The sequence below is a fragment of the Variovorax defluvii genome, assembly GCF_039541515.1.
In the GTDB taxonomy this organism is placed as follows: domain Bacteria; phylum Pseudomonadota; class Gammaproteobacteria; order Burkholderiales; family Burkholderiaceae_C; genus Variovorax; species Variovorax defluvii.
Genome location: NZ_BAABGJ010000058.1, coordinates 21,071 through 42,577 on the forward strand (window position 1 = coordinate 21,071; position 21,507 = coordinate 42,577).

The following is a 21,507-nucleotide window of genomic DNA, read 5'->3' on the forward strand; positions in this document are numbered from 1 at the left end:
CTGCGCGGACGCGGGAGCATCCTGGCGCCTTCTTACTGGGCTTCCTTGGCCGGATCCTTGACCCGGTCGAACTTGTCGAACTCGACGTTGACGAGCTTGCCGCCCACTTTTTCCACCTTGCGGATGTAGACGGTTTGCACGATGTCGCGCGTGGCGGAGTCGATCTCGACCGGGCCGCGCGGGCTTTCGAAACGCAGGCCCTTGAGGGCCTCCATCACCTTGTCGCCGCTGACGTCGCCACCGGTCTTCTTGAGGGCCAGGGCAATGGCTTCCATGGCGTCGTAGGCCGTCACCGCAAAGTAGCTGGGCCGCATGCCGGTGCCGAACTGGGCTTCGAAGGCCTTCACGAAGCCCTGGTTCTTCGCCGACGGGTGGGCATAGGAATAGTGGTGGCTGGTGACGAGGCCCAGCGCCACGTCGCCGGTGGCGTCCAGGTAGCTGTCGTCGGTGGCTTCGCCGGTGGCGTAGAGCTTGATGCCGGCTTCTTCCATGCCGCGCTCCTTCCAGACCTTGAGGAAGGCCGGCGGCATCACGCCCGAGGGGAAGAAGAAGAACACGGCCGGGGGCTTGGCGTCCTTGATGCGCTGGACGTAGGCCGAGAAGTCGGGGTTGTTCATGGGCGTGCGCAGCTCACCCACGACCTTTCCGCCGCCCTGCTCGAAGGCCTTCTTGAAGGCCGTCAGGGAGTCGGTGCCCGGCGCGTAGTCGGCCACGACCACATAGGCTTCCTTGGTGCCGTTCTTGAGCATCCAGCGCGCCATCGGGTCCGACACCTGCTGCACCGTGAAGGACAGCCGCGCCACGTAGGGCGAGCTGGTGGTGATGGCCGAGGACGAGGCATTCATCACCACCGTGGGAATTTTGGCCTGGGTGGCCACCGCGCCCACGGCATAGGCGTTCGGGCTGAAGTCCAGGCCCGTGAGGATCTGCACCTTGTCGCGCACGATCAGTTCCTGCGCGATGCGCTTCGAGGCGTCGGGATTGGGCCCGGCCGTGTCCTTCTTGACGATCTCGACGGTGCGGCCGGCAATCTTGCCGCCATGCTCCTTCAGGTACAGCGCCACGCCCGCGTCGAACTGCCGGCCGTAGTCGGCATAGGGGCCGGAGTAGGTGCCGATCAGGCCGATCTTGAGCGCGTCCTGCGCCTGCGCGGCACCGGCGATGCAGGCCAGTGCGGCGGCGGTGGCCAGCATGAGGGTGCGCTTGTTTATCTTCATCGTGAACTCCGTGGGTGAGCTTCAGCCTGCGGGCCGAAAGTTTGGGATGGTTGAAAACGGTTTGAGATCTGCTTCGGGGTCGGCCAGGACTTCGGCGGGGATCACCGCGCGATTCGCGATCAGCTTTCGTGCCAGCATGTGCTCGGCCGGCCGGTTGACGGAGTGCGCCGCCGCCACCGCGCCGCCTCGGACATAGAACTGCGTGAAGCGGTCGCTTCCCATATCGCCGCGCGTGACGACCTGGTCCCCGGGCGCAGGGATGCCAGCCATCTGGAACTTGAGGTCATGCTGTTCGCTCCAGAACCAAGGCACGGCGGACAGCGGCTGCGGCTGGCCGGCGATGAGCGAGGCCGCGGCGCGCGCGCCATCGTTGGCCGCCTGGATCGATTCGAGCCGCATGCGCTCCGGCCCGCCGGGCACGGCCGGCAGCACCATGTTGGCCACATCCCCCATGGCCAGCACATGCGGCGCACTCGTGCGGCCCAGCCCATCGACCAGGATGCCGTCCGCGCACTCGATGCCTGCGGCTTGGGCGAGCTCCACGTTGGGCACGACGCCGATGCCCAGGACCACCCTGTCGCAGGGCAGCACCTGCCCGTTGGCCAGCCGCACGGACCGGACCTGGCCGCCGTCGTCGCCCTGCAGCGCCTGCACGCCGCATCCCAGTTCCAGCGTCACGCCGCGCTTTCTGTGTGCGGCGGCCACATACGCGGACATCATCGGCGGGAAGCTGCGCGCCAGGAGGCGGGGCTGGCCCTCGATGACGGTGACCTGCGTGCCGGACGCCGTCAGCGCGGCGGCCACTTCCAGGCCGATGAAGCCGCCACCGATGACGCACGCTCGTTTGCCGGGGCCGCAGGCATCGAGGGCCGCATGCACGGCGAGCGCATCGTCCAAGGTACGCAGTTCGTGCACGCCCTTCAGTTGTGCGCCGGGAAGGGGCAGTGGCCGGCAACGCGCGCCCGTGGCCAGGGCCAGCCAGCCGTAGTCCAGGTGGCTGCCATCGTCGAGCTGGACGCGCCGGGCCGCCGGATCGATGGCCGTGGCGCGCACGCCCAGGCGCAATTCGATCTGCTGTTCGGCATAGAAGTCCGGGCCGCGCAGCGCGAGCTGGTCCGCAGACGTCTTGCCGCTCAGCAGCCCCTTGGACAGCGGCGGGCGCTGATAGGGCGCATGCAGCTCGTCGCCCAGCAGCACGATGGGGGCGGCAAAACCCATGTCGCGCGCCGAAGCCGCGAGTTGCACGCCCGCGTAGGAGGCGCCGACGATGACGAGCGCGTCCGCCATCAGACCTGCGTCTCCGGCACGCGAACCGTCAGGCCGTCCAGCTCGGGCGTGACGATGATCTGGCAGCTGAGCCTGCTGTTGGCTGCGCGCTCGCTGGCCGTTCCGTCGAGCAGTTCGTCCTCCATGTCGTCGGCGGGGCTGAGCTTGGCCAGGAACTCGTCGGCCACGTAGACGTGGCAGGTCGCGCAGGAGCAGCTGCCCCCGCACTCGGCGTCGATCCCGCGGATGTTGTGACGGATGGCCGTCTCCATCACGCTGTCGCCGGCCTTGGCCTCGACACTGCGGGTCGTGCTGTCCTTGAGGATGTAGTGGATCGTGGGCATGGTCAGAACATGTCGAAGTACTCGCGGTGTTCCCATTCGGTCACCTCGAGCTGGAAGCGGGCGATCTCGGCTTGCTTGATGTGGCAGTAGTAGTCGACGAAATCGCGTCCCAGGCCGTCGACCAGCACGGCGTCGGCCTGGAGCGTCGCGAGCGCCGCCTCGAGCGAGCGCGGCAGGTGTTCGGCCGGCGTCTCGTAGGGGACGTCCGCCGAGGCGCCCGGGTCCATCGCCCCGGTGATGCCGTGCAGCCCGGAGAAGATCTGGGATGCCAGGTAGAGGTAAGGATTGGCCGTGGGCTCGCCGATGCGGTTCTCGATGCGCGAGGCACTGTCGCCCGGCGCACCCAGCACGCGCAACATGGCGCCGCGGTTGTCCTGCGCCCAGATCGCCCGGTCCGGGGCGAGCGAGAACGGCCGGTAGCGCCGGTAGCCGTTGATGGTCGGGCTGGCCAGCGCGGCGGCACCGCAGGCATGGGCCTTCAGGCCGGCCAGGTAATGCATGCCGAGCGGACTCAGCGGCGCTGCGCTGCCAGCCTCGGGCATGAAGGCGTTGTCGCCACCTTCGGCATGGCGCAGCGACTGATGCAGATGCCATCCGCTGGACATCACGCTGGGAATGCGAGGACGGCACATGAAGGTGGCATGCAGGCCGTTTCGCTGGCAGATCTGCTTGATCGCGCTGCGCAGCAGCACCATGGTGTCGGCCGGAACCAGGCCCGCGGTCGGGCCGAAGACCAGTTCGAACTGGCTGGGACCGAACTCGATTTCAAGCGAATGCAGCGGCAGGCCCAGCGCGAGCAGATCGTGCCGAAGCAGTTCCATCAGCCCGTCCACGCGGTCGTAGCGCAGCTCGGTCAGGTACTGGTGACCCTGCGTGAGCAGCGAGACGGCGGGCGGCGTGCCGGGCTGACCCGCATCGCCGAGGGCCAGGGCTTCCTGGTCCAGCCTGAAAACGTGGAATTCCACTTCCAGGCCGGCCACGAACTCCAGCCCTCGCGCGCCGAGTCGAGCCAACGCGCGCTGCAGAATGGGGCGGGTGGCGAAGGGGCAAGGCCGGCCGTCCTTCATGTAGGCATCGCACAGCACCCAGCCGGTGCGTGGCGCCCAGGGCAACGTGCGGAAGGTGGACGGGTCCGGCAGGACCACGAAGTCGGCCCCGCCCTGCAGCCCTTCCAGCGCAAAGCCACCACCCGCCGAGAACACCGGAAACACGGAGCGGTGCGAGGTGTCCTTGGCCAGCAGCGTGGTCGTGAGATTGACGCCGCGTGACAACGCGCCGCGCGCGGCCTCGGCCACCAGCGTCTTGCCGCGCAGCACGCCATGCTGATCGGGCCAGGCGAAGCGCAGCACGTCGATCTCGCCCGCATCGATGCGGCCCGCGATCTCGGCGGCCTGTGCCTTCTGTTCTGCGCTCCAGAGACCGAAGCGTTCGGCGAAAGTGCTCACCGTGCGCTCCTTCAGGCCGCCGTCAGGCGCGCGCCGGCCCAGTCGGATCCCTGGCGGCGCACCAGGTCGGCATCCGCGCAGTAGCTGTCGGCCTTGTCGGCGGCGGCGACGCCATCGACGGAGGGCGGCCCCGTCAGCGCACCGGCTTCTTCGGCGGTCGGCCGCATGGGCACGGGCTGGCCGGCCTGGGCGGCCTCGATGGCCTTCACCAGCTGGCGGCGGTACATCATGATGCCCTTGTCGGTGGTGCCCAGATGCTCGCGCGTGCGGTCCTGGATGCTGCCCATGGACTCGCAGGCCCACTGGTCGTGCACGTTGATGTCTTCGCCCATCCCCGTGTAGGTCCTGTTCAGCTGCTCCTCGACGTTGTAGCCGTACTGGTTGCGCTTGTTCTTGCGCGAGGTGTAGTCGGGCAGCTCGATGGTCTTGAGGCGCTGCTCGCGCATCTGGGCCTTGTCGACCGGGCCGGTGAAGCTGGTGAAGATGGCATACCAGTAGCAGCTGTGGTCATCGATCGGCACATGCCACTGGGAGATGGTCATCTCTGTGCTCATCGGGATCACGAAGGCTTGCGGGAACACCACGTTGGTGACGCGCACGTGGGTCTGTTCGGGCGAGAGCGTGCGCAAGGTGGTCAGGCGCATGCCGTAGGGCGCGGCTTCGGCACGGATCTCCGGCCGGTCGTACTCGCGCAGCACCTGCGTGATGGCCATGTCGGAATCGGCGGAAGCACCACGGAACTGCTTCCCGTAGCTCTCGGAGGTGTCCTCGTCTTCGTAGAAGCGGTGCAGGAAGGAGGCGTGGGCAGGGTCCATGCCCACTTCCAGGGCCTGCAGCCAGTTGCATTCCCACAGGCCCTTGAAGGCGAAGGTGTGACTGTCGGGCGCGACGAAGCAGTCGAACGCCGGAAATGCCGGCGGCTCGCCTTCCCCGATGTATGCGAACACGATCCCGCTTTTCTCCACCACCGGGTAGGCGCCCTGCCGGATGCGTGTGCACAGCTTGCTGCCCGCGGGCTCTGCCGGCGTTTCCAGGCATTGGCCGGAGGCGTCGAACAGCCAGCCGTGGAAGGCGCAGCGAAGGCCGCCGCCTTCCAGCCGGCCGTAGGCCAGGTCGGCTCCGCGGTGCGGGCAGTCGCGATCGAGCAGGCCGAGGCGGCCGGTCTCGTCACGGAAGAGCACGAAGTGCTGGCCCATGAGCTGGACGGGCCGGAGCGGGCGCGGGCCCCGCAGTTCCTCGGCCAGGGCCACGGGCTGCCAGTAGTGGCGCAGCAGCGTGCCGGCGGGTGTGCCGCGTCCGACACGGGTGATCAATTCGTTTTGCTCGGCGCTGATCATTTTGAGAATCCAGGTTGACGAGGTGGGTGGAGTGCAATTGCATGCAATGGCATACCGTAACCTCCCGCGTCCCATTCGCAACTAGGGGTTTACGCGTATTTTTGACGCAGAATTTGAATGAAACGACGTTCGGTACCAGGGACCCTTTTGGTGCAGGCGCCCCATCGGTGCGACCCGCTTGAATTCATGTATGCAATAAGCAGGCCACAGTGCCGCGCATGTGTGCAGAAAGGTCCGGCTCTAAAATCCTCGGACGTTCGTTGCATACAAAGCCTCCATGGACTCCCAACAATCTCGCGTGCTGGTTCAGTTGCGTGACTTGATCCTCAAAGGCGGATTCGGCCCCGGAGAACGCTTGGCCGAGATCCCGCTGGCAGAAAGACTGGGTGCGTCACGCACGCCGGTGCGCCTGGCTTTGACCAGCCTGGAACACGAAGGCCTGATCGAGCCCTCTTCCGCCGGCGGCTATCAGATGCGGCGTTTCACCGCACAGGAGATCGCCGACGCGATTCGTGTGCGGGGCGTGATCGAAGGCCTGGCATTGCGCCTGCTGGCCGAAGACGGCGCGCCTCGCCAGCTGCTGCGGGAGCTGCACGACTGCCTGGATGCGGGCGACCAGGTCGTCAACAAGGCGACGATGGAACTGGACGACTACGCGGCCTATGTCGAGATGAACGACCGCTTCCACAGCCTGGTGGTGGAAGGGTGTGGCAATTCGACGGTGCAACGCATGATGGTCCTGCTGGACAGCAAGCCCTTTGCGGCGCCGAGCGCCATGCTGCCCATGCAGTCTTCGATGAAGGAAGGCCATCAATGGATGCAGCATGCCCACCGCACGCATCACGCGATGGTGCAGGCCATCGAAAAAGGCCAGGGTTACCGGGCCCAGGCCCTGGGCGAGGAGCACGTGGAAATCGCGCGCATGAACCTGGACTACGCGCTGGAACGGCCCGAGCTGGCGACTGAATTGATGCCCGGGATGAAGCTCGTCGCCGCCCGGGCGCGCTGAAGAAGGCGCGAACGTCGGTGTCTGCCGCTGCCGTCGAGCAGCAATCTGGACGACGGGCGGCCGCTACGGCAGGGCCGCCTGCTCGTTCTCGAAGCTCGCCACCTCCTCCATGAGAATCGGCACGGCGAGATTGCACGAGTGAATGCCCATGACGGTCGTCAGCTGGATCGTCTCGAGGATCTCGTCGCGCGTGGCCCCGGCGCGCAGCGCGTTCTTCATGTGTCGCCGCACACCCGGGCCATAAAGGTGCGTCGTGGCCGCATTGATGGCGATCATGATCAACTCCTTCGTCTTCTGCGGCAGTGGGCCCGTCTTGTGCGGCACGCTCCGGAAGGCGAGGTAGGCCTCCATGAACTGCGGGTCCAGTTCGCGCAGTTGGTCCCACAACGGATTCCAGTCGCCTCGCGCGATGTGGTCTTCGCAATTCGGCGTGGGGATCTGCTCTTTCATTGTTCCTCCTGAAGGAAGTCGGCGGCGCGCTCGCCGATCATGATCGCGGGCGCATTGGTGTTCGACGATGCGATGGTGGGCATCACCGATGCATCCGCCACGCGCAGTCCCGCGATGCCGTGCACGCGCAACTTCGAGTCGAGAACGGAATCGTCGGCGGACCGCCCCATGCGGCACGACCCCACGGTATGCCAGGCGGTCTGGCCGGATCCGCGCGCGTAGTCGAGCAGTTCCTCGTAGCCATCCGTCGCGGGGCCCGGCCGGTGCTCCTCGGCGATCACGTCGTGCAACGCGGGCTGCTTCGCGATGTCGCGGATCAGGCGCAGCATGTTCACGGCCGTCTGCCTGTCTTCCTCTTCCGCCAGGTAGTTCGGCTGGATGCTCGGAAAAGCGCGCGGGTCCGCCGACACCGCGTGGATGCTGCCGCGCGACTGCGGGTACAGCATGAAGCCGCCGATGGAAAAGCCGGACCACGGGTCGATCCCCGCGCCGGGGCTTCGCGAGTAGCGGTCTTTGCCGCTGATGTGGTAGATGCGCACCATCACGTCGGGGCGCTGCGCGCCCGGCTGCGCGCGCGTGATCGCGTGCGCGGTCGACGACGTGCCGGCCATCAGGCCCTTGCGCGTGAAGATGTATTGCAGCCCCACCCGCATCCTGTAGAGCGGGCTTCGCATGATGTCGTTGATGGTGCCCGGGATGCGGCTGCGGTAAGTGCAGCGCACCTGCAGGTGGTCGCTGATGTTCTCGCCCACATGCCGCAGCGCATGCCGCGGCTGGATGCCCGCAGCCTGCAACACGCCGGGATCGCCGATGCCAGAGAGCTCCAGCAGCTGCGGCGACTGCACCGCGCCCGCGCACAGTACCGTTTCGCGCCCGGCGCGCGCCACGCGCACCTGTCCGTCCAGCTCGTATTCCACGCCCACGCAGCGAGTGCCTTCCAGCACGACGCGCCGCACCAGCGCGCCCGTGCGGATGTCGAGGTTCGGGCGCTTGCGCGCCTCGCGCAGGTAAGCGACGGCCGCGCTCCAGCGCCGCCCCTTCCACGCCGTCTGCTCCAGGTAGCGCACCCCTTCGTACTTCACGGCGTTGTAGTCGGGCGTCTCGGCGATGCCGAGTTCGCGGCACGCCTCGACCCACGCATCGGAGATGCGGTCCCTGTCGGCCACGCCGCGGTCGGTGATGCGCACCGGCCCGTCCCGCCCGCGCAGCGGGTTGTGCGTGAACACGTTGCTTTCGAGGCGCTTGAAGTACGGCAGCAGTTCCCTGAACGACCAGCCGGTGACGCCCATCCGCGCCCAGCGGTCGTATTCTTCGGGATCGCCCCAGACGTACGCCATGCCATTGAGCGCGCTCGATCCGCCCAGCACCTTGCCGCGCGGCCAGTAGACGCGCTGGCCCTGCAGCGTGGTCTGCGGCTCGGTCTCGAACCTCCACGCATAGCGGTCGTTCGTGAGCAGCTTGCCCACGCCCAGCGGCACGTGAATCCACACGTTGCGGTCCGGCCCGCCGCCCTCCAGCAGCAGCACGCGGTGGCGCCCGTTCTCGGTCAGGCGGCTGGCCGCCGCGCATCCGGCCGAGCCTGCGCCGACCACGATGAAATCGAATTGCTCCACTTCAACCCTTGTTGTCCTGTGCCCTGTGCTTGAACGAATCGCGACGGAAGCTGTAGAGCGCCGCCGGGTCCACCTTCACGTCGACGACCGCCGGCTTGCCGCAAGCGACCGCCTCGGCGACCGTCTTCGCGAGATCAGCCGCGCGGTCCACGCGGAAACCGCGCGCGCCCCAGAGCTCGGCCAGCTTGTCGTACGGCGGGTTCGGCACGTCCGCGCCGATGTAGCGCTGGCCGAAGAAGTCGCGCTGGTAGGCCTTCTCCGCGCCCCAGCAGCCGTTGTTCATCACGATGCACACGGTGTTGATGCCGTTTTCCACGGCCGTGCCGATCTCGCTGTGCGCCATGCCGAAGCCGCCGTCGCCCATCAAGCTGATCACGGTGCGGTTCGGCTGCGCGAGCTTCACCCCCAGGCCGCACGCATAGGAGAAACCGACCAGCCCGAAATCGAGCGGCGTGAAGAGCGCGGGCGTCTGCGCATAGCGCATGTTGTCGGTGGCCTGCAGGCACAGCGTGCCGGCATCCATCGTGTACATCGCGTCGTCCGGCAGAACGTCACGCAGCGTCTTGAAGAGAAAACCCGGCTGCAGCGGATCGCTGCCTTCGCCCGCGTCGGCATCCCGCTTTTCGAGGAAGGCCTTGCGCGCCTGAACGAAGGCTTCGCACCAGTCGCGCGTTTCATTGCCAGGCGCGTGGCCCTGCAGCAGCACGCGCAGGTCCGTCGAGACTTCGCCGGCCATGCCGACGACGCCCACCTCCACGGGGAAGAAGCGGCCGATCGCGGTCGGCTCGGCTTCGACCTGGATGATCTTCGCGTCCTTGTTCAGGTTGTCGTACGAATAGAACGTCGTGTTGAAGCCCAGGCGCGTGCCGAGCGCGAGGATCACATCGGCGCGCTTCGCCAGGTCGGAGGCCACGGCATTGCCGCGGGGCCCGACCTGGCCCGCGTAAAGGCGGTGCGTGCACGGGATCGCATCGCCGTGGCCCGGCGACATCGCGATCGGCGCCTGCAGCGCCTCGGCCAGCGCGATCACGGTTTCGTGCACGCGCGAATTCTTCACGCCGCCGCCGGCGAGGATCAGCGGGCGCTTCGCGCCCTTGAGCAGCTTCGCGGCCTGCTCCAGCAGATCGCGCGATCCGGTGAAGCCGCCTTCGAACTGCCGGCCGCGCGTGGACGGCATCTCTGCGAATTCGGCGGTGTCGGCGAGCAGGTCGCGCGGCAGGTTGACCAGCACGGGCCCGCGGCGCGGACTCATCGCGACGCGGAAGGCCTCGCGCACCATCTCGGGGACGCGCGCCGTCTGCGTGAGCATCATCGTGCGCTTGGTGATCGGCTTGAAGAGCGACTGCTGGTCTACCTCCTGGAAAGCGTCGCGGTGGATGTGCGCGGAAGACAGCGAGCCCGCGAGCGCCACCACGGGCGAATAGGCCGCGTAGGCCTGCGCGAGGCCGGTCACCAGGTTGGTCGCGCCGGGGCCGTTCTGGCCTGCGAGGAACACTCCGGCCTGGCCCGATGCGCGTGCATACCCGTCGGCCATGTGCACGCCGGTGCGCTCGTCGCGCACGCCGATGAAGCGCACCGACTTCGCGTCGAACAGCGCATCGAAGATCTCCATGCCGGCCGAGCCGATGAGGCCGAAAACGTGCGACACGCCCTCCGCCTTCAGGGATTCGACGACGGCCTGGCCACCAGTCATTCTTGTCATGTTGCGTACTCCGTGGAAAGGGGCTTTCTCGGGCCCCGAACAGGGGGGCTGGGGGGTTGCTGCCCGCCGGCCTGGGATTTCTTGAATTCGTCGAGCGCCGCCGTGCGGTTCTCGAGCGACAGCTGCGCATGCAGCGCCGCGGCGGCTGCGCCGTCGCGGTGCGTGATCGCCGAGATGAGCTTCGACCAGATCGAGATGGAGCGGCGCCTGCGCGCGGCCGTCATCAGGCCCATGCGCGCGTAGCGGCCGATGCGCAGCGCGAAGTCGTCGCAATAACTGGCGAGCACCTCGTTGCCGGACATGTGGACGAGGATGTGCACGAGCTCCGCACTGGTGCGGGAGTAGCTGTTCACGTCGTCCACGCACTGGCGCAGGCGTTCGAGCACGGAACGCAACGTGGCCGCCTCCGCCGCGGTGCAACGCTCCGCGACGATGCGCGAGCCGGTGGCCAGCAGCGAGGCCCGCACCTCGAAAAGGTCGTCCAGCTCCTTGGCCGAAAGCTGCGTCACGTGCGCGCCGCGCTGCGGCAGGATGCGCACGAGGCCACGCTGCTCCAACAGGCGCAGCGCCTCGCGGATCGTCGCGCGGCTCACGTCGAAAGACTCGGCCAGCTCGATCTCGCGCAGGCGGCTGCCCGGCGCATGCGCGCCTTCGATGATGCGCGCCCCGAGATGCTCCGCCACCTGAAGAGGCAGCGTGTGCAGGAGCGGCTGGGGCGTCGTCAGTGGCATCGGGGCAACCGCGTCACTCGGGGGTGATGCCGCTGTCCCGCACCAGCTTGCCAAGCGTGCGGACCTCCGTGGCGATGAACCGGTCGAACTCGGCGAGCGTCAGCTTTTCCTGCACAAGGCCCTGGGAGCGAAGCTTTTCGGCCACATCGGGCATCGCGGACACCTTGAGCACGGCCTGCGCGAGCGACTCCATCGCGGGCTTCGGCGTGGCGCCGTGCGCGACGAGCGCATACCAGATGCTCGAGTCGAAACCAGGGTAGCCCTTCTCGGCCACGGTGGGCGTATCGGCCATCGTGGGAACGCGTTGCGGGCTCGTCACCGCCAGCGCGCGGATGCGGCCCGCCCTGATGAGCGGGAGCGCAAGGGCGATCGGCGGGAAAGCCAGGTCGAGCTGCTTGCCCGCCACCGCGCTCACCGCCTCCTGCACGCCCTTGTAAGGCACGTGCACCATCTGCAGGCCCGCCTCGGTGCGGAAGTATTCGCCGGCCAGGTGCGTGGCGGCGCCCACGCCCGCGCTGCCGTAGGTGAGCGAGCCGGGCTTCTGCTTGCCCATGCGGATCAGGTCCTCCAGCGTCTGGGCGGGGTGGTCGCCGGGCACCGCCACGACGCTCGGCGACTTGGCGATCAGCGCAAGACCCGCGAAGTCCTTTTCGGTGTCGTAAGGCAGCTTGCTGCGCAGCGCCGGGTTCACCGCGTGCGCGGACGAGACGAAGAGGAGTGTCTTGCCGTCCGCCGGCTGCGTGAGCAGGTACTGCGACGCGGTGACGCCGCCACCGCCGGGCTTGTTGTCCACGATGACCGGCTCGCCGACCAGCGGCGTGAGCTTCTCGGCGTAGATGCGGGCAATGATGTCCGTCAGCGCACCGGCGGAGAAAGGCACCACGATGCGCACTGTTTTGCCGCCGGACGGCTGGGCATGGAGGAAAGGCGCGGGCAAGGCCGCGGCGGCCGCGGCCAGCAGCAGGGTTCTGCGTCGATTGTTCACGAGCTAGTTTGTCTGATTGACGAAATGTCGACAAATTCTAGCGACGCACGCCGCGGGACGTCAAGCACTCGCCGCGGGATTGGATGCTATGAAGGACTGCCTCAGGCGCGCCGCGCGGATGGCGGGCCTGCCGGCGCCTGGCTCTCGCGCGCCACCGCCTCCTCGGCCGCCCGCTGGTCGAGGGCCGCCAGCGCAGCGACCCGGTTCTCCTGGGACATGGTCCGGTGCAGCGCCTCGGCGGTCGCGTCGTCGCCCGAGGCGATGGCCTTGATCAGCTTGCGCCAATTGCGAAGCGACTGCTCGCGCCGCGCAGACGTGATGAAGCCCAGCCGCGCGTAGCGGCCGATGTGCTGCGCGAACGAGCGAAGCTGCTCGCTCAGCAGCGCATTGCCGGCCAGGTCGGCGACGAGCAGGGCCATTTCCGCGCTCACGTGGAAGTAGGCGTCGGCGTTCTCCTTCGCAGCGACAAGCCGCGCGAGGCCCGCCTGAAGTTGCCTTTCCTTCTCGGGCGTGATGCGCCGCGCGAGCGTGCGCGACGCAAGGCCCAGCAGCATCACGCGGATGTCGAACATGTCCTCCAGCTCCTGGCGCGACAGCTTGGCGACCTGCGCGCCGTGCTGCGGGACGATGACGACCAGACCGCGCCGCTCCAGGATCCGCAAAGCCTCGCGGATCGTCGCGCGGCTGACGTCGAAGCTGGCGGCCAATTCGACTTCCTTCAGCCGCTCGCCCGGCGCGAATCGCTCGTCCACGATCGCCTCGGCCATGCGGTCGGCTATCTGCAGGGGCAGGGTCAAAGTCAGCGGTGCGGGTGAAAAACGGTCACGCAAGAACGATCTCCCTCAAGGAAAACCCTGTATGCCGCGGCGTGCGCGAATCTTCAAAATGTCGACAGTTAGTCAAAAACCAGATGCCTGCGGCCCTGGGCCCGCATTCCCGCCGAACGGCGCGGATCATACCCAGCGGGCGACGCGGGCAGCAAGGGTTTGGCTTTTCGCCGGCAGGCTCGCCGCGTCCGCGAAACGGGTGCGACCCGCAGGCCTTGTCAAACGCGCTTTCCCCTGGAGACATCACATGAAAGCTGGATTCCTGAAACTCGTGCTCTCCGCGGCGGCCGCGGCGAGCCTCGCCATGAGCGCGCCCGCGTTCGCACAGGGCATGACCCTCAAGCTCGCTCATGGCGCGACGGCCGACCAGGCGATCGGCATGGCGATGCAGAAATTCGGCCAGCTTGTCGAACAGAAGAGCAACGGCGCGGCGAAGGTCGAAGTCCACCTGGCGGGCTCGCTCTACAACGAGCGCACCTCGCTGGAGGCCGTCGTGAACGGTGCCATCGACTTCGGCGGCGCATCCAACGCCAATTGGGCGGCCTTCACGCGCACGCTGATCTTCATGGACCTGCCCTACGTCATCAACGACGAGGCCGCGTTCAAGCGCGTGATGCACGGCCAGGTGGGCGAAGAGATCCGCAAGCGCTTCGAGAAGGACGGCTTCAAGCTGCTCATGATCCTGGACAACGGCGGCTTCCGCGACATCGTGAACAACCGTCGCGCCATCAAGACGCCCGCCGACCTGAAGGGCCTGAAGTTCCGAACGACGGCGTCGCCGGTCGAGATCGCGATGTTCCGCCACTGGGGCGCGATCCCCACCGCCATCGACTGGGCCGAGGTCTACAACGCCCTCAGTTCGGGCGTGGTCGACGGCGAATTCGTGATGCCCACGTGGCTGGCCACCGCCAAGCACTACGAGGTGCTGAAGTACGCCACGCGCAACCGCGCGGTCATCGGCATCCAGACGCTCGCCATGCGCAAGGACCGCTTCGACAAGCTGCCGCCGAACGTGCAGAAGGCGGTCATGGATTCCGCGAAGGAAGCCGAGGACTACGGCAACAAGATCGATCAGGAGCTGACCGACAAGGCCCGTGCGTATGCCGCGAAGCTGGGCGTGCAGACGTACGCGCCGGACGAGCAGGAAATGAAGCAGTGGCGCGAGACGGGCCGCGCCGTGTGGAAGGAATTCGAAGGCAAGGTCGACAAGGACCTGCTGAAGATGGTCCTGGACAGCCAGTCGAAGGGTTGACCCACGGTGCAATCGACTGACATGGCCATCCCGATCGGAGAGATGCAGCCGGCGCGCGAGGCGCGCCGGCCTTCCCGCATCCTCAAGCTCGCCCTCTTCATCCCCGAGTGCCTGAGCGCGGCGACACTGGGGCTGCTCGTGCTCTTCCTCGTGATCTCGGTCGTCAGCCGCTACGCCATCGACGTGGGCCTGCCATGGTCGGACGAACTCGCGCGCCTGCTCTTCGCATGGATCGTGCTCGTGGGTTTCGCGATCGCCGTGCGCCATCGCGCGAACGTGGGCGTGGACTGGCTCGTCAACAAGCTGCCGCGGCGCGGGCGGCTTGCCGTGGCGATGGTCCAGGACTTCATCGTGCTTGCCTTCTCGATGTTCTTCACCTGGGAAGCGTGGGTCACGGTGGGCTTTTCCATGATGCAGCGCATGCCGGCGCTCGACATCACCATCGCGTGGATGTACGGCAGCGCCCTCGCGGGCGGCGTGCTGATGATCATCTACGCGCTCGCCAACTTCATCGACACCCTCCAAGGGCGCATTCCCGTCTCCCACATCGAGGCGGAAATGATGCGGGCCGAGTGACGGAGCGTCCCGCATGACCATCATCGTCCTCACCCTCGCCTTCATCCTGCTCGTGCTGGTCGGCATCCCGATCAGCTTCGCCATGGGCATCTCGTCGCTCGTGGCGCTGTTCTTCCACGGGCAGCTGCCCTACAACCTCATCGTGCACCGCACGTTGATGGGCGTCGACTCGTTCGTGCTCCTGGCCATCCCGCTGTTCATCTTCGCGGGAACGATCATGGAGCAAGGCGGCATCTCCGAAAAGCTGGTCCGCTTCGCGCAGACGCTGCTGGGGCGCTTCCGCGGCGGCCTGCCCATGGTGGTCGTGGGCTCGACGATGCTGCAGTCGGGCATCTCCGGCTCCACCGTCGCCGACGTGTCGGCGATGTCCGCGATGACGCTCGAGCCGCTGGAGAAGGAAGGCTATTCGCGTCCGTACAGCCTCTCGGTCATCGGCTCGTCGTGCGCCTTCGCGATCCTGATCCCGCCCTGCATCCTGATGGTCATCGTCGCCGCAGTGGCCAACACCTCGGTCGTCGCCGTGTTCGCTGCGGGGATCGTTCCGTCCATCCTGATCGGCGCGATGATGCTGGCGTTCCTGCACGTCCAGGCGCGCATCCACAATCGGCCCGCCGGCGAGAAGGCCTCGTTCGCCGAAGTCGCCAAGGGCTTTTGGAACGCGCTGCTCGCGCTGGGCGTGCCGATCCTCATCTTCGGCGGCATCCGTGCCGGCGTGGCAACGGTCACCGAGATGGCCGCGATCGCCGTCCTCTATTCGCTGGTCGTGGGCGGCCTCGTCTACCGGCGCCTGAGCTGGCGGCGCATCTACGACGCGCTGGTGGAAACCTGCGTGTCCACGGGCGTCATCACCATGCTGATGGGCTTCGCGATGATCTTCGGCTACCTGCTGGCGACCGAAGGCGTGCCGCAGGCCGTCGCGAGCTGGATGAAGGCGGCCGAGATTCCCGCCTGGGGCGTGCTCGTCATCACGGCCATCATCTTCGTGTTCGTCGGCGCCGTGCTCGAAGGCGCGCCGGCCGTGCTGATCTTCGTGCCCATCCTGCTGCCCGTCGTGCGCTCGCTGGGCATCGACATCGTCCACTGGCTCACGGTCGTCGTGCTCGCATCGGGCATCGGCCTTTTCGTGCCGCCCACCGGCCTCGCGGTGCTCGTTGCCTGCAGCGTCGGCAAGGTGCGCATGGACCAGATGATCAAGCCGCTGATCCCCTTCCTGCTCCTGCTGCTCGCGGGGCTCGCGGTGGTCATCTTCGTCCCGTGGTTCTCCACCGCCCTTCCGCAGGCGATGGAACTCACATACTGACCTTCGTCCAGGAGTAGCAGGCATGAATGGCGAACTGGCCTCTTCCGGCTCCGCCCAACTCTGGGAACGCGCGCTCAAGGCCATGCCCGGCGGCGTGTCGCACGATGGTCGCTTCCTGCCGCCGCATCCCACCTACTTCGCGCGGGCCAAGGGCGCGCGCAAGTGGGACGTGGAAGGCCGCGAGTACATCGACTACGCGGTGGGCAGCGGCGCGATGATGCTCGGGCATTCGCATCCCGACGTCGTGAAGGCCGTGCAGGCGCAGATGGAACTGGGCACCTTCTTTGCCACCGTGCATCCGCTGGAGATCGAATGGGCCGAGCTCGTACAGGAACTCATTCCTTCCGCCGAGCGCGTGCGCTTCACCGCGTCCGGCACGGAATCGACGTTGCTCGCCATCCGCACCGCGCGCGCCTACACCGGCAAGCCCAAGCTCCTGCGCTTCGAGGGCCACTTCCACGGCTGGCACGACGGCGTGCTGCTCGGGATGAAGGCGCCCTTCGACGAATGGCCTAGCCTGGGCATCCCGGATGAACTGCGCTCGACGGCCGCCGTCGCCCCGCAGGACGCCAACCGCGTCGAGGAAATGCTCAAGGCCGACCCCGCCATCGGCACGATCATCTGCGAGGTGTCCGGCGCGAACTGGGGGAGCGTCCCGATCAGCGACGACTTTCTGCGGGACCTGCGCAAGCTGGCCGACCGCTACGGCTGCGTGCTGATCTTCGACGAGGTGATCACCGGTTTCCGCTGGAGCCCCGGCGGCAAGCAGAAGCTTCTGGGCATCACGCCCGACATGACGACCATGGCCAAGATCGTTGCCGGCGGCATGCCCGGCGGCGCTGTCGGCGGCAAGGCGGAGATCATGCGGCTGCTGGACCCGAACGTCGAGTACAAGCGCTACAAGCCCGCCGTCGCGCACAAGGGCACGTACAACGCCAGCCCGATCGTGAGCGCCGCCGCCGTCGCGGCGCTGAAGGTGATCCGCACCGGCGAGCCGCAGCGGCAGGCCGACAGCGTCGCGAAGCAGCTGCGCGCCGGCATGCAGCAGATGATCGATGAACTCGGCGTGGACGCGCTGGTGTACGGTGAGTCGTCCACCTTCACGGTGTACTTCGCCAAGGGTGCGCGGCGCGGTTCGCTCGCGTCGATTTCCCCGGCCGCGATTCGCGGCAGTCTGAACCGCGATTCGTTGGACATTTACACGAACGGCCTGCGCAGGCGCGGCGTGGACAACATGTCCTTCACAGGCGGCATGACCTCGCTCGCGCATCGCGACGAGGACGTTCCGCCGACGCTCGAAGCCTTCGAGGGCGCGGTGCAGGACCTGCTCGACGCGGGCCGCATCGTGTGCACCTGACGCCAACCCACCACCGCCCGGCTTTCGCGCCGGGCTCATCGCCATGAGCACGAACAAGCATGTGGAACTGGTGCGCGAGTCGCTGGTCGCCGTCGTCAACGAGATGCGCGCGAACATCATCCACAGCTCGTACTCGTCGATCATCTACGAGGGCCACGACTTCTCCTGCGCGCTGCTGAGCGCCGACGGGAAGCTGGTGGCGCAGGGGCTGGACGACAACCCCCTGCACATCTTCGCGGTGCCCTACTCCACCGCGCGCGTGCTGGAGGCCTTCGCGGGCGACATCCAGGAAGGGGACATCTTCCTGCACAACGACCCGTATACGGGCGGCACGCACCTGAACGACGTGCTGATGCTGTATCCCGTCTTCCATGAAGGCCGGCTCGTGATGTTCGCCGCCGCGCGCTGCCACTGGGGCGACGTCGGCGGCATGACGCCGGGCAGCCTTTCGGGCCGTGTGCGCGACATCTACCAGGAAGGCATGCGCATCGTGCCCACGCGCATCTGCGAGCGCGGCCGCATGAACGAGGCCTTCCTCGAGCTGCTGTTCGCGAACATGCGCATCCGCCAGGAGCGCGAGGGCGATTTCCGCACCATGCTCGGCACGTCGCGCAAGGCGGCCGAGCACGTGCAGCGCCTGTACCGCCGCTTCGGCGCGGCAGCGATCGAAGGCTCGATCGGCGAGCTGATGAAGCGCGCCGAGCGGGTGATGCGCGAGCGCATCGCGGCCGTGCCCGACGGCATTTATTACGCCGAGGGTTACCTCGACAACAACGGCCACGAGAACGAGCCGCTCATCGCGCGGCTGAAGCTCACCATCGAGGAGGACCGCGTGATCGCGGACTTCAGCGGTTCGTCGCCGCAGACGGCGGGCCCGACCAACGTGGGCCCTGCGATGGCCTTCAACGCGCTCGCGCTGACCGTCAAGTCTTTCCTCGACCCGCATTCGCCGGTGAACCACGGCTCGTTCGAGCCGCTCCAGATCATCAACCCGCCCGGAAGCTTCCTCAACGCGACGCTGCCCGCGCCCTGCGGCGGGATGGTGGAGTGCCGCGCCGTGATGGTGTCGGTGCTCGTTTCCGCTCTCGGCCAGGCGATGCCGCAGCGGCGCGCCGGCGATCTCAAGGGCGGCGCCAATCACGTGTACATCTCCGGCCGCACCGACGCGGGCGACATGTTCCTGCTCTACGAATACCCGGCCGGCGGCACGGGCGCGACGGCGAACACCGACGGCAACCACGGCACCCGCGCCTGGCCCGACGGCGACTTCAACGCGGTATGGGGCGCCGAGGTGCTCGAAGCGCAGGCTCCCGTGCAGGTGGCTGCCTACGGCATCCGCGAAGGCTCGGGCGGCGTGGGCGAACACCGCGGCGGCTGCGGCATCCGCCGCGACCTGAAGGTGCTGGCGGGCGGTGCGAGCCTCTCGGTGCTGTCGGACAAGAACATCATCCCGCCCTACGGCGTGGCCGGCGGCGGCAGCGGCGCGTGCAACCGCTTCGTCGTCCTCCGCGGAACCGAAGTCATCGAGCCTTCGTCGATTCCCGGCAAGGTCGGCGGCTTCATCCTGCAGGCCGGCGACATCGTGCGCATCGAATCCGCAGGCGGTGGCGGCTGGGGCGACCCGCTCGGGCGCGACGCCGCCCTCGTCGCCGCGGACGTGCATCGGGGCTACCTCTCGCCGCAGCAGGCGCGTGCGCGGTACGGCGTGGAGCTCGCGGCCGACGGCACGCCCGACCGGGACGCCACGCGGGAGACGCGGGCGGGCCTGCGCGACGGCCGCACGCGCCTGGCCGTGGCCCCGGGCACCGACACCTTCGAAGGCCCGCGGCGCACGATCAACCTGCCGGCCGACGTGCGAAGGCGGCTGCGCATCGCGCCCGGCGACCTGGTCGAGCTGAACACCGCCGCCGCGGGCAGCGCCCTGCGCGCGTGGGTCGGCACGCAGGATACGCAGGAGCACAAGCTCGCGCTCGGCCCCATTGCCACTGCCATCCTCGGCCTGCGCGACGGCGATTCCGTCGAAGTGCGCGCCGCCGCGCAGGAGGTTGACCGATGAGCCGCGCCCGCTACCTGATCGGCATCGACGTGGGCGGCACGTTCACCGACGTGCTCGCCTACGAACCCACCGACTGCAAGCTGATGTCGGCGAAGGTGCCGTCGATGCCCGGCGCGCAATGGCGCGGCGTGCTCGATGCGCTGCAGGAGCTGGGCATCTCGCCTGCCGACATTCGCGCGTTCGTGCACGGCACGACGATCGCGACCAACGGGCTGCTCGAACGCAAGGGCTCCGCGACCGCGCTCTTGGTCACCGAGGGCTTTCGCGACCTGCTGGAGATCGGCAAGGCGCGCCGGCTCATCGGCGGCCTCTTCGAACTCGATTGGCAGAAGCCCGCGCCGATCGTGGCGCGCGAACTGCGCTTCGAGGCACCCGAGCGCGTGGCGGCCGACGGCACGGTGCTGCGCTCGCTGGAAGGCTTCGATGCGGCGCCCCTGGCCCGCGCACTGCGTGAGGCCGGCATCGAGACGCTCGCGATCGCCTTCGTGAACAGCTACGTGAACGCGGCCAACGAAGCGCACGCGGCGCAGGCGCTGCGCCAGCTGCTGCCCGGCATGCCGGTCACCACGTCCGCGCAGCTGGTGAGCGCCCGCGGCGAGTTCGAACGCACATCGACGGCCGTGCTCAATGCGTACCTCACGCCGATGATGGCGCAGTACCTCGAGCGCCTTCAGGGCGAGCTGCGCGCGCGCGGCGTCGCCGCGCCGGTGAACATCATGGGCTCCAACGGCGGCGCCATGACGCTGGCCGCGGCCGCGCGCCGCGTGTCGGGGACCTTCCTGTCCGGGCCCGTGGGCGGCGTCAACGGCGCCGTGCAGATCGCGCGCATGCTCGGCATCGAGGACGTGATCACGCTCGACATGGGCGGCACCAGCACCGACGTCGCGCTGGTGCACCAGCTCGAGCCGCGCATGTCCTACGACAACCAGGTCGACGCGTATCCGCTGCTGATGCCGCAGCTGGATATCCACGCCATCGGCGCAGGCGGCGGCTCGCTCGTGTGGGTGGGCCCCGACGGCACGCTGCAGATCGGCCCGGGCAGCGCGGGCGCACTGCCCGGGCCGGCCTGCTATGGCCGCGGCGGCACCGAGCCCACGATCTCCGACGCGAACCTGCTGCTGGGCCGCCTGCCCGCCGACCACCTGCTGAGCGGCGGGCTGCGCCTGAGGCTGGACCTCGCGGAGCAGGCTTTCCGCGCCGTGGCTGACAAGCTCGGCGAGACCGACCTGCATGAACTCGCGGCACGCGCGCTGCGGGTCGCGACAGCGAAGATGGCCGGCGCGGTGCGCGAGGTGTCGGTCCACCGCGGCTTCGATCCGCGCGACTTCGTGCTCCTGGGTTATGGCGGCGCGGGGCCGATGCACGTGTTCGAAGTGGCGCAGGAGCTCGCAATCTCCACCGTGGTGATCCCGCGCTTTCCGGGGCACCTCTCGGCGCTGGGCCAGATGCTGGCCGATCTGCGCCGCGATTCGGTGCGCGTGTGGGGCGGTCGTCTTTCGCAGCTGCAGCCGGCGTTGCTCGACGAACAGATCGGTGCGATGCGGGCCGAAGCCGCCGCGCAGCTGGAGCGCGATGGCATGCCGCCCCAGCGGCAGCGGCACGCCGCCCGCCTCGACATGCGTTACCGCGGCCAGTCGTTCACGCTGCAGGTCCCTTACGAACCGGCGCAGGACTGGACGTTGCTGCGCGAAGCATTCGACAGGCGCCACGAGGAAACCTTCGGCTATGCCGCGCGCGACACCGACGTGGAGATCGTGAACCTGCGCCTGGTATCGCTGGGCCTCGTGGACAAGCCGCAGCTGCGGTTCACGCAGGAAGCGGCGGGCGGGCCGCGCACCGGCAACCGGCCGGTGTGGTTCGACGGATGGGTCGACTGCACGATCCACGAGCGCGAACGCATGCCCGCCGGCCATTGCTTCAGCGGGCCGGCGGTGGTGACGGAAGCGGGCGGCACTTCGGTGGTGCCGCCGGGTTGGGACATTCGCGTGCATGAAAGCGGGTCGATGCTGTGCACGTACACACGCCTGGACAACGATTGAA

Annotated in this window: 18 protein-coding genes; 7 read left to right on the forward strand and 11 right to left on the reverse strand. The window is 68.0% G+C overall.

Annotation, left to right across the window (positions count from 1 at the left end; all coding sequences use genetic code 11):
* Window positions 1-32 precede the first annotated feature (32 nt).
* From ABEA07_RS17965 to ABEA07_RS17985, 5 genes are read right to left on the reverse strand one after another with little or no spacing between them, the layout of a single operon-like run.
* Window positions 33-1,217, reverse strand: a complete 1,185-nt coding sequence (locus tag ABEA07_RS17965; protein ID WP_345539550.1) for an ABC transporter substrate-binding protein — start codon at window positions 1,215-1,217, stop codon at window positions 33-35.
* Between the two features lie 21 nt (window positions 1,218-1,238).
* Entirely contained in the window at window positions 1,239-2,504 is a 1,266-nt protein-coding gene (locus tag ABEA07_RS17970) for an NAD(P)/FAD-dependent oxidoreductase (protein WP_345539551.1), read from the reverse strand.
* Complete coding sequence (locus tag ABEA07_RS17975) at window positions 2,504-2,827, reverse strand: 2Fe-2S iron-sulfur cluster-binding protein (protein ID WP_345539553.1); 324 nt, start codon at window positions 2,825-2,827, stop codon at window positions 2,504-2,506. Before ABEA07_RS17975 ends, ABEA07_RS17970 begins: the two co-directional genes overlap by 1 nt.
* Before the next feature lie 2 nt (window positions 2,828-2,829).
* Window positions 2,830-4,272, reverse strand: coding sequence for a glutamine synthetase family protein (locus ABEA07_RS17980; protein ID WP_345539555.1), 1,443 nt, complete (start codon window positions 4,270-4,272; stop codon window positions 2,830-2,832).
* An 11-nt stretch (window positions 4,273-4,283) separates the two neighbouring features.
* A complete protein-coding gene (locus ABEA07_RS17985) occupies window positions 4,284-5,609 on the reverse strand; it encodes an aromatic ring-hydroxylating dioxygenase subunit alpha (protein ID WP_345539556.1) in 1,326 nt (441 codons plus the stop codon).
* Between the two features lie 277 nt (window positions 5,610-5,886).
* On the opposite strand from ABEA07_RS17985, the gene ABEA07_RS17990 reads away from it, so the two are divergent.
* Window positions 5,887-6,618 carry a GntR family transcriptional regulator gene (locus ABEA07_RS17990; protein ID WP_345539557.1) on the forward strand — a complete coding sequence of 244 codons (732 nt, stop codon included), beginning with the start codon at window positions 5,887-5,889 and terminating at the stop codon, window positions 6,616-6,618.
* A 63-nt stretch (window positions 6,619-6,681) separates the two neighbouring features.
* Here the strand turns inward: ABEA07_RS17990 and ABEA07_RS17995 are convergent, their stop codons facing one another.
* From ABEA07_RS17995 to ABEA07_RS18020, 6 genes are all read right to left on the reverse strand, one after another.
* Window positions 6,682-7,068 carry a carboxymuconolactone decarboxylase family protein gene (locus tag ABEA07_RS17995; RefSeq protein WP_345539559.1) on the reverse strand — a complete coding sequence of 129 codons (387 nt, stop codon included), beginning with the start codon at window positions 7,066-7,068 and terminating at the stop codon, window positions 6,682-6,684.
* A complete protein-coding gene (locus ABEA07_RS18000) occupies window positions 7,065-8,681 on the reverse strand; it encodes a GMC family oxidoreductase (protein ID WP_345539560.1) in 1,617 nt (538 codons plus the stop codon). Before ABEA07_RS18000 ends, ABEA07_RS17995 begins: the two co-directional genes overlap by 4 nt.
* A 1-nt stretch (window position 8,682) precedes the next feature.
* Window positions 8,683-10,383, reverse strand: a complete 1,701-nt coding sequence (locus tag ABEA07_RS18005; protein WP_345539561.1) for a thiamine pyrophosphate-binding protein — start codon at window positions 10,381-10,383, stop codon at window positions 8,683-8,685.
* Window positions 10,380-11,114 carry a GntR family transcriptional regulator gene (locus ABEA07_RS18010; protein WP_345539562.1) on the reverse strand — a complete coding sequence of 245 codons (735 nt, stop codon included), beginning with the start codon at window positions 11,112-11,114 and terminating at the stop codon, window positions 10,380-10,382. Before ABEA07_RS18010 ends, ABEA07_RS18005 begins: the two co-directional genes overlap by 4 nt.
* A 13-nt stretch (window positions 11,115-11,127) precedes the next feature.
* Window positions 11,128-12,099, reverse strand: coding sequence for a tripartite tricarboxylate transporter substrate binding protein (locus tag ABEA07_RS18015; RefSeq protein WP_345539563.1), 972 nt, complete (start codon window positions 12,097-12,099; stop codon window positions 11,128-11,130).
* A 101-nt stretch (window positions 12,100-12,200) separates the two neighbouring features.
* Entirely contained in the window at window positions 12,201-12,929 is a 729-nt protein-coding gene (locus tag ABEA07_RS18020) for a GntR family transcriptional regulator (protein ID WP_345539565.1), read from the reverse strand.
* Between the two features lie 244 nt (window positions 12,930-13,173).
* Between ABEA07_RS18020 and ABEA07_RS18025 the strand changes: the two genes are divergently transcribed.
* Genes ABEA07_RS18025 through ABEA07_RS18050 form a run of 6 tightly spaced genes read left to right on the forward strand, consistent with a single transcriptional unit; the run spans window position 13,174 to window position 21,506 of the window.
* Window positions 13,174-14,178 (forward strand): TRAP transporter substrate-binding protein, encoded by a 1,005-nt coding sequence (locus ABEA07_RS18025; protein WP_345539566.1) that lies wholly within the window; start codon window positions 13,174-13,176, stop codon window positions 14,176-14,178.
* A 21-nt stretch (window positions 14,179-14,199) separates the two neighbouring features.
* Window positions 14,200-14,754 carry a TRAP transporter small permease gene (locus ABEA07_RS18030; protein ID WP_345539567.1) on the forward strand — a complete coding sequence of 185 codons (555 nt, stop codon included), beginning with the start codon at window positions 14,200-14,202 and terminating at the stop codon, window positions 14,752-14,754.
* A 13-nt stretch (window positions 14,755-14,767) separates the two neighbouring features.
* Window positions 14,768-16,054: a TRAP transporter large permease gene (locus ABEA07_RS18035; RefSeq protein ID WP_345539568.1), complete on the forward strand. Its 1,287-nt coding sequence runs from the start codon at window positions 14,768-14,770 to the stop codon at window positions 16,052-16,054.
* A 22-nt stretch (window positions 16,055-16,076) separates the two neighbouring features.
* Window positions 16,077-17,411 carry an aspartate aminotransferase family protein gene (locus ABEA07_RS18040; RefSeq protein ID WP_345539569.1) on the forward strand — a complete coding sequence of 445 codons (1,335 nt, stop codon included), beginning with the start codon at window positions 16,077-16,079 and terminating at the stop codon, window positions 17,409-17,411.
* A 43-nt stretch (window positions 17,412-17,454) separates the two neighbouring features.
* On the forward strand, window positions 17,455-19,467 hold the full coding sequence (locus ABEA07_RS18045; protein ID WP_345539570.1) for a hydantoinase B/oxoprolinase family protein: 2,013 nt from the start codon (window positions 17,455-17,457) through the stop codon (window positions 19,465-19,467).
* A complete protein-coding gene (locus tag ABEA07_RS18050) occupies window positions 19,464-21,506 on the forward strand; it encodes a hydantoinase/oxoprolinase family protein (RefSeq protein WP_345539571.1) in 2,043 nt (680 codons plus the stop codon). The genes ABEA07_RS18045 and ABEA07_RS18050 overlap by 4 nt, the downstream gene beginning before the upstream one ends.
* The last annotated feature ends 1 nt before the right edge of the window (window position 21,507 follow it).